At 70.6% G+C, this 7,693-nt stretch carries 6 protein-coding genes and 3 pseudogenes; 4 read left to right on the top strand and 5 right to left on the bottom strand.

The genetic code is table 11. The features are described from left to right. The coding region (locus JF597_RS53650; RefSeq protein WP_294014325.1) for a hypothetical protein at window positions 1–1,409 on the top strand (1,409 nt) is incomplete at its 5' end. Between the two features lie 13 nt (window positions 1,410–1,422). Here the strand turns inward: JF597_RS53650 and JF597_RS53645 are convergent. The 4 genes and pseudogenes from JF597_RS53645 to JF597_RS53630 form a co-directional block, all read right to left on the bottom strand. Next, window positions 1,423–2,373 carry a M28 family metallopeptidase gene (locus tag JF597_RS53645; protein WP_069762911.1) on the bottom strand — a complete coding sequence of 317 codons (951 nt, stop codon included), beginning with the start codon at window positions 2,371–2,373 and terminating at the stop codon, window positions 1,423–1,425. A gap of 151 nt (window positions 2,374–2,524) precedes the next feature. Next, window positions 2,525–2,993: pseudogene (locus tag JF597_RS53640) on the bottom strand (VOC family protein). A gap of 278 nt (window positions 2,994–3,271) precedes the next feature. Then, complete coding sequence (gene rarD / locus JF597_RS53635; RefSeq protein ID WP_294014323.1) at window positions 3,272–4,276, bottom strand: EamA family transporter RarD; 1,005 nt, start codon at window positions 4,274–4,276, stop codon at window positions 3,272–3,274. Between the two features lie 126 nt (window positions 4,277–4,402). Continuing rightward, a pseudogene (locus JF597_RS53630) lies at window positions 4,403–5,268 on the bottom strand (SDR family oxidoreductase). 91 nt (window positions 5,269–5,359) lie between these two features. Between JF597_RS53630 and JF597_RS53625 the strand changes: the two are divergent. The 3 genes from JF597_RS53625 to JF597_RS53615 all read left to right on the top strand — a co-directional run bounded on the left by JF597_RS53625 (window position 5,360) and on the right by JF597_RS53615 (window position 7,124). Then, window positions 5,360–5,770: a helix-turn-helix domain-containing protein gene (locus JF597_RS53625; RefSeq protein ID WP_294014321.1), complete on the top strand. Its 411-nt coding sequence runs from the start codon at window positions 5,360–5,362 to the stop codon at window positions 5,768–5,770. Window positions 5,771–5,998: 228 nt separating this feature from the next. Continuing rightward, a complete protein-coding gene (locus tag JF597_RS53620; protein WP_294014320.1) occupies window positions 5,999–6,574 on the top strand; it encodes a DUF6082 family protein in 576 nt (191 codons plus the stop codon). 313 nt (window positions 6,575–6,887) lie between these two features. After that, complete coding sequence (locus JF597_RS53615; RefSeq protein ID WP_266518571.1) at window positions 6,888–7,124, top strand: hypothetical protein; 237 nt, start codon at window positions 6,888–6,890, stop codon at window positions 7,122–7,124. Between the two features lie 56 nt (window positions 7,125–7,180). Here JF597_RS53615 and JF597_RS53610 read toward each other — a convergent pair. After that, a pseudogene (locus JF597_RS53610) lies at window positions 7,181–7,693 on the bottom strand (2-oxoacid:ferredoxin oxidoreductase subunit beta); the annotation flags it as partial.

Below are 7,693 nucleotides of genomic sequence, written 5' to 3'. Positions count from 1 at the left end.
GAACACCGGTCACCGCGCCGCCCGGCGAGGAACTCCACCAGACCGTCCTGACCCACCTCCACCATCTCGCCCGCACCAGCGGCAACCCCGTCCACGCCACGATCCACGACGCCCGCATCGGGTACGTGGTCCCGCTGGAAGTCACGACGGACGGCTCCAGCCGCTTCACCGCGGAGCCGGTACGGATGGCTCCGCCGGAGGGTCCGGCGGTCGGCGCGGGCGAGAAGTCCGCGCCCACGCCCTGGCCGTCCGCAGGCGCCGGCCCGGACGAGGAGCCCCCGCAGCTCCCGCGGTCACTCGACGAGCCCACACGGGACCCGGCCCCCACGTTCCGGCTGCGGAACGTGCCCGAGCCGCAGCCGACGGACGCCGAACCGGCCCCGACCCAGGTCCTACGACAGCTGCCGCACCCTCGCCGCACCGGCCCGGCGCCGGCTCAGCCCCCCGGGACGGTCGCACCCCCGAGGGGCGAGTTCGGCCCGCCCCCCGTCATGGACGCGAGCCCGGCCCCGGCCCCGCTGTCACCGACCGACTTCGCCTACACCCCCAGGCCCCTGCCGCAGCCCGACGCTCCGACACCGGCCCCGCCGCCGTCGGACGCCGTCCCGGCCCTCCTGCCGCCAAGTGACTCGGCGTCCGTGCCCGAGCCCAGACTCCTGCCCGACCCCGCTCCGACACCGGCCCGGCCGCCGTCGGACGCAGTCCCCGCCGCCGGGCCGCAGAGCGCCTCGGTGCCCGAGCCCAGGCCCCTGCCCACGGCCGGTTTCGCCGCTGTGCCGCAGCCGCTTCCGTCGGCCTCGCCCACCTCTCGCCCCGTCGCCCCTCGTCCCGCCGCCCCGCTCATCGATCCCGTCCCCCTCCTGGACGACCCCGGTCCCAAGCCGACCCCCGTACGGGGGTTCGACGCCGTGGCCGAGGCCGTGATGGGGGAGGGGCTGGTGGTGGAGGACGGCGCCGTCCTCGCGGAACCCGTCGGGCAAATCAGTGAGGCGGTGCGCGAGGGGCGGACGGACGTTGCCGCCGAGTTGGCCGAGCGGGTGGTCGGCGAGGCGTCCGAGACCTTGGGCGCCGAGCATCCCGATGTGCTGCGGGTGCGTGAACTCGCCGCCTACATCGCCTACTTGGGCGGCGAGCCGGTCCGCGCCGCGGAGATCTCCCTCGACCTGGCCGGCATCCACCACCGCGCCGGAGACGCCGAGGCGGCCTACGGCAACGTACACAGCGCGGCCACCGCGTGGAAGGCCGTACGGGATCCGCTGCGGGGCCTGGAACTCGGCCGCGACCTGCTCACCCTGTGGACGGACCTGGCCGCGGGAGAAGGTCCGGCGGCCGAGGACCCCGACAAGCTGGAGTCGGCCCGCGCCCGCATGCTCCGCCTCGCGGAACGCGCGCGGAACGCGGACCAGTAGCCCGGCAGGCCTGTTACTGCGACAGCTCCCACACCGCGTACGCCACCGCGTCACTGTTGCGGTCCAGGGCCGTGTCGTTGATGTTGGCCGTGGTGTCGCACGACGAGTGGTAGCAGCGGTCGAAGGCCAGCCCCGAGGTACCGCCCCACTTGGCCGCCTGCGCCGCCGTCTTGGTGTAGTCCGCCCCGCTGAACAGCCCGCCCACCGGCACGCCCGCGTTCTTGAAGGGCGCGTGGTCGGAGCGGCCGTCGCCCTCGGTCTCGATCTCGGTCGGGACGCCGAGGCCGGCGTAGTACGCCTTGAAGGTCTTCTCGATGGCCGGGTCGTCGTCGTAGACGAAGTACCCGGGGTTCGGCGAGCCGATCATGTCGAAGTTGAGGTAGCCGCTGATCCGTGAACGGCTGGCGGTGGAGAGGCCGTTGACGTAGGAACGGGAGCCGACCATGCCCAGCTCCTCCGCGCCCCACCAGGCGAATCTCAGATGCTTGGTGGGCTGGTAGCCGGCCCGGGACACGGCGAGCGCGGTCTCCAGTACGGCCGCCGAACCGGACCCGTTGTCGTTGATGCCCGCGCCCGCCGTCACGCTGTCGAGGTGCGAGCCGGACATGATCACCTGGTTGGTGTCGCCGCCCGGCCAGTCCGCGATCAGGTTGTAGCCGGTGCGGCCGGACGAGGTGAACTGCTGGACCGTCGTGGTGAATCCGGCGGCGTCCAGCTTGGCCTTCACATAGTCGAGCGAGGCCTTGTAACCGGCGCGGCCGTGCGCGCGGTTGCCGCCGTTGGCGGTGGCGATGGACTGCAGCTGGGTCAGATGCGCCTTCACGTTGGCCACCGGGATGTCCGGGGCCGCGGCCACCGCGGGCTGTCCCGCGGGGGCCGCGCCGGCTATGGATCCGCCGGCCAGGAGGGAGACGGTGGCGACGACGGCGGTGGCCGTGACGCGTCCGGGAACCGAGAGCTTCATGTGGGGGGCTCCGAATTCCATGGGAAGTCCCTGAAGTCACAGGGATTCCACAGCGAATGGGTGCCTGGATGGTGAAGCTGAGGTTGACTCACCGTCAAGGGCGGAATCCGGTCACGCCCGTTCGCATAACGGACTCCGCCGCGTCATGGGCTCATTGCACGCAGAACTCGTTCCCCTCCGGATCCGCCATCACCACCCATTCACCGCCCTGCTCCTTCACCTCCCGCAGCACGCTGGCACCGAGCCCGGTCAGCCGCTCGACCTCGGCCGCCCGCTGTCCGTCGCCGGCGTGCACGTCGAGATGGAGCCGGTTCTTGACGGTCTTCGCCTCCGGTACCCGCTGGAACAGCAGCCGCCGGCCGAGACCCGTGCCGCTGTCCTTGTCGTACGGGTCGTCGGGATGCCGTACGGCGATCAGGTCCCGGAAGGCGAGGCGCGCGTGGTACTCGACGGTGGCCTCGCGCGGCAGCGCGCCGAGCTCCAGCAGCCGCTGGACGAGCGCGTCGTTGTCCTCGGTCACGTAGTGGCAGCGCGGCCGCCCAGAAGTCGGCCTGGGCGTGCGGGTCGCCGGCGTCGACGACCAGTTTCCAGTGCAGGGGTGCGGGTGTGGTCTGCGTCATGGAGCCACTTATAGCCGCGAATGAGGTCCGGGAGTGTCCTGAACGACTTCCGCGGCTCGCCGGTGGTAGGCCGTTCGGCCCTCGACGGCAAGAAGGGGCCACCTGGCGATGTTGCCGACGCTGGTCATCGCGGGCACCGCCTTCGCGCCGCCGTACGGGCCGCTGACGATCGTGGCGGCGGACGGGGGCGCCGAGGCCGGGCAGGGCCTCGCGAGTGGGTGGCCGCACACGGCGATCCGGTTCGGCTCGGCGACCGGGATCGCCGCGGTGACGGCGGTCTACGGCCTGGCGCCGGGCGAGGCCGGCGACTCCGGGCCCGAGGCCAGGCTCTCCGCCTTCCGTGCGGCGCTGACGGTGCCCGTCGTCATGGTGGTGCCGGGCGTCCTGATCTCCCTCCTGAGCGTCCGCGCGGTGCGCAGGGCGTCCCAGGTGAGCAGCGTCAACGCCAGCCAGACCAGCGCGAACCCGGCCCAGCGCTCCGGCGGCATGGCCTCGTGGAAGTAGAAGATGCCGAGCAGGAACTGGAAGACCGGGGCCAGGTACTGGAGCAGTCCCAGCGTGGACAGGGGCACGCGGATCGCCGCCGCGCCGAAGCAGACCAGGGGGAGCGCGGTGACGATGCCGGTCGAGGCGAGCAGCGCCGCGTGCCCCGGGCCCTCGGAGGCGAAGCTGAGGTCATCCCGCGAGCCGAGCCACAGCAGATAGCCGAGCGCGGGCAGGAACTGGATCGCGGTCTCGGCGGCCAGCGACTCGACCCCGCCGAGGTTGACCTTCTTCTTGACCAGGCCGTACGTGGCGAAGGAGAAGGCGAGGGTGAGGGAGATCCACGGGGGTTGGCCGTATCCGACGGTGAGGACGAGCACCGCGGCGGCCCCGATCCCGACCGCCGCCCACTGCACGCGCCGCAGCCGCTCCTTGAGCAGCAGCACACCCATCGCGATGGTGACGAGCGGGTTGATGAAGTACCCGAGCGAGGCCTCGACCACGTGACCGCTGTTGACGGCCCAGATGTAGACGCCCCAGTTCACGGTGATGACGGCGGCGGCCACGGTGATCAGCGCCAGCTTCCGGGGCTGCCGCAGCAGCTCACCGGCCCAGGCCCAGCGCCGTACGACCAGGAGCGCGACGGCCACGAAGACGAGTGACCACACCATCCGGTGGGCGAGGATCTCGGCGGCCCCGGCGGGCTTGAGGAGCGGCCAGAACAGGGGCACGAGCCCCCACATCCCGTACGCGGCGAAGCCGTTCAGCAGACCTATGTGCCGCTCGCCCCTCGACTTCACGGACTCTCCTCCTCGCACTGTCCTCGCCTGCAAGAAGGTAACGCCGAGCACCCCCGGCTGTCATGCCCGTATCGCTATACGGTCATGACAGCCGGGGGTGGTGGTCCCAGGGGCCGTCGGGGAGTGTCAGCCCTTGAGCGCCACCGCGATGGACTCGGCGATCGGGGTGGCCGGACGGCCGATCAGGCGGGACAGGTCGCCGGAGGTGACGACCAGCTCGCCCTTCTCGATGGAGGCGTCGACACCGGCGAGGATCGCGGCGAAGGGGCCGGGCAGCCCGGCGCCGGTCAGGATCTCGATGAAGGTGTCGACGGGGACGGCGTTGTAACGGCGTTGTAGGCGATCTCCTTGCCGGTCTGCCGGCTCAGCTCGGCCGCGTACTCGGCGAAGCCCCAGGGCTCGTCGCCGCCCAGCTCGTACGTCGTGTTCTCGTGCCCCTCGCCGGTCAGCACGGCCACGGCGGCGGCCGCGTAGTCGGCGCGCGAGGCGCTGGAGAGGCGGCCCTCGCCGGCGGCCTGCACCACGGCACCGTGCTCCAGGGCGGGGGCGAGGTTCTCGGTGTAGTTCTCGTTGTACCAGCCGTTGCGCAGCAGCGAGTAGGTCACGCCGGAGGCGAGGAGCGCCTCCTCGGTGGCCCGGTGGTCGTCCGCGAGCGCGGCGGTGAGGCTGCCCGGGGCGCTGGTGTACGCGAGGAGCGCCACGTTCGCGGCCTTGGCGGCGTCGATGACGACCTGGTGCTGGGCGGGGCGGCCCTTGTCGAACTCGTTGCCGGAGATCAGCAGCACCTTGTCGCCGGCCGCGAAGACCTTGTCGAAGGTCTCGGGGCTGTTGTAGTCGGCGACCGCTATGGTCACGCCCTTGGCGGCGAAGTCGGCGGCCTTCTCCGGGGTGCGCACGACGGCGGTGATCTGCTCGGCCGGGACCTTCTCGAGCAGCTGCTCGACGACGTGGCGGCCGAGGTGTCCGGTGGCTCCGGTGACGACGATGCTCATGATGTGCGATCTCCTTGTGGGGTGCGGTGGCACTAACCATAGGTGAAGCGCTAACTCTGCGAAAGTACCCACTTTGAAGTAAGGTACTGGCATGTCGGTAAGTGCTGAGATGAACGCCCCGGCGGTGTCGGGCGAAGCGATGTGCCCCCACCGCCTCGTCCTGGAACACGTGACGAGCCGCTGGGGCGTCCTGGTCCTGATCCAACTCCTCGACCGCCCGCACCGCTTCAGCGAACTGCGGCGCGCGATCGGGGGCCAGGGTCGCAGCGTCAGCGAGAAGATGCTCACGCAGACCCTCCAGACCCTCGAACGCGACGGCCTGATCCACCGGGATGCCAAGCCGGTGATCCCACCGAGGGTCGACTATTCGCTGACCGACCTCGGCCGCGAGGCGGCGGAACAGGTACGGGGGCTGGCGGAGTGGACCGCGAAGAGGATGGCGGCGGTGCAGGAGGCGCGGGAGGGGTACGACGCGCGGAAGAGGGCCTCTGAGCAGGGGTGATACGCCGGAGCGGGCCGACTGAGGGCATGTACACGGCGCCAGGGGGCACACATGTATCAGGGCGTTGACCGACATGCGAGCCCTGTCCACCCATGCGCCCCCTCTCCGCCTCCCACGCCGACTTGAGTCGACGGGCACGCTGGATGCGGAGTGCCCACGCCCACCGTGCCCCGACCCGCCATGCCACTTCTCGGCGCACGGTCACCGGATCCAGGGGGATGCCTTGACATGGCCACACAGACTCCGGCCGTCCGCCGCAGCAGGATCGGTTCTGCTGTCGCTTCTGGGCGCGGCCTGATGCGAGCCTTCTTCGCCTGGGGGGCCCGCAGTCGACGCCAGGAGGCCATCCTGCTGGAACTGCTCGGTCAGCTCAGGCTGATGACCGAGGAGATTCACCGGGCGAACCTGATTCAGCAGTACCGGATCAGCCTGGAGCAGATGGACCGGGCCATCAACGACCCCTCCCTGGCTGACGCGGCGAGTACCCTGACCGGTCTTTCCGAGGTCAAGCGGCGCCAGATGATCTTCGCCAACCGCGAGTACGGAAGTCTGCTGCTGGCGCACCGGGTCGGGGTGTACACCTGGGACGAACTCGTGGGGCATCTGCGCGTGCTGTGTCGCAACGAACTGTTCGCCGAGTACTGGGACCGCACCGAGGAGCACCGCAGGTCCCTGCCCACGGAATCGACGGAGGCGCGTATCGGTGAGGTCGTCGACGTGCTGATCGAGGAACTGGCGGACGATCCCGAGGAGTGGTGGATCGTAGGGCCGGATCCGGGTCTCACGGGTCCTGACGGCGCTTGAGGGCGACTGTCGACTTGTCGGTGGGGGCATGCAGCCGACTTACGGATATGGACACAGGGCGACATGGTTACAGGAAGTTACAGAATTCCCCAGACATGTGGCACTCTGTGACGGTCGGCCGAATGCGGTGTGACGCCGCCGCGACGCGGCTCGCGCGCGTCTGTCGGCACTTTTCCGTCAGATCCAGTGGCTCTTCTCCGCCGCGTGCTGATCCTGCGCTGTCGCTCGGCGGGCATGGGTGTCCCGGCTCCAACGACACGGCCGGGCGGCCGGGGGCGAGAAGGGGATGCGCAGAGGGAGCCCCCAGGTGTCAGTGAACATCGTTCGCCGTCTCGGAGATCCACCCAAGCTGCGGGGCAGCGGAACGATGGAAACCTGTCCGGACCTCTTCGAGCTGAGCGACGGCAGCTTCGCGGTCATCGGTACCGACCGCACCGAGGAACTGGACGCGCTGCTTCCGGCCGATGCCGCTCGCGCCGACTACGAGCGAATCGTCGTGATCACCCGCGACACCCTTCTGCGTGCCAAGCGGGACATCCCCGACGCATAACGGGAAAGGGCCCGGATGCCGAGTCGCATCCGGGCCCTCCCCATGTCGCGCTCAGGTCAGCCCACGACCGTCCAGGTGTCCCCGCCGGCCAGCAGCGCCCCCAGATCCCCCTTGCCGTGCTGTTCGATCGCCGCGTCCAGCTGGTCCGCCATCTGGGTGTCGTACACCGGGCGGTCCACCGATCGGAGGACCCCGATCGGGGTGTGGTGGAGGGTGTCCGGGTCGGCCAGGCGGGACAGGGCGAAGGCGGTCGTCGGGGAGGCGGAGTGTGCGTCGTGGACGAGGATCTGCGCCTCGTTCGACGGGGTCACCGTGACCACCTTCAGGTCGCCGGTCGCCGCGTCCCGCACGACCCCCTTGGAGAGGTCCGCGCCGAAGCGGATCGGCTTTCCGTGTTCGAGGCGGATCACCGCCTCCTCGGCCTGCTGCTTGTCCTTGAGGGCCTCGAAGGCGCCGTCGTTGAAGATGTTGCAGTTCTGGTAGATCTCGATCAGCGCGGTGCCCGGATGGGCGGCCGCCTCCCGCAGCACCGAGGTGAGGTGCTTGCGGTCCGAGTCCACCGTCCGTGC

The organism is Streptomyces sp. (assembly GCF_019510245.1).
Taxonomy (GTDB): Bacteria; Actinomycetota; Actinomycetes; order Streptomycetales; family Streptomycetaceae; genus Streptomyces.
This window is presented reverse-complemented; position numbering and strand designations above follow the sequence as displayed.